Here is a 410-nt window from a genome sequence, read left to right as displayed (position 1 = left end):
TGGACTACTAGGGTTTCTAATCCTGTTCGATACCCGCACCTTCGAGCATGAGCGTCAGTAAGGCAACGGGAGGCTGCCTGCGCTATCGGAGTTCCTCGCGATATCTAAGCATTTCACCGCTACACCGCGAATTCCGCCTCCCTGCCACCTACTCAAGCACGACAGTTCGCGACGCACAACGGGGGTGAGCCCCGACATTTAACGTCACGCTTGAAGTGCCGCCTGCGCTCCCTTTAAACCCAATAAATCCGGATAACGCCCGGACCTTCCGTATTACCGCGGCTGCTGGCACGGAATTAGCCGGTCCTTATTCATGCGGTACCTGCAAAACACTACACGTAGTGAACTTTATCCCCGCATAAAAGCAGTTTACAACCCGTAGGGCCGTCATCCTGCACGCTACTTGGCTG

General features: G+C 55.1%; 1 rRNA gene. It reads right to left on the bottom strand.

From position 1 onward, the window contains the following. A 16S ribosomal RNA gene (locus tag CG50_RS16065) occupies positions 1-410 on the bottom strand; the annotation flags it as partial.

The organism is Paenirhodobacter enshiensis (assembly GCF_000740785.1).
GTDB lineage: Bacteria > Pseudomonadota > Alphaproteobacteria > Rhodobacterales > Rhodobacteraceae > Rhodobacter > Rhodobacter enshiensis.
The sequence above is the reverse complement of the archived record's forward strand: the minus strand, read 5'-3'. Positions and strand labels throughout refer to the sequence as shown.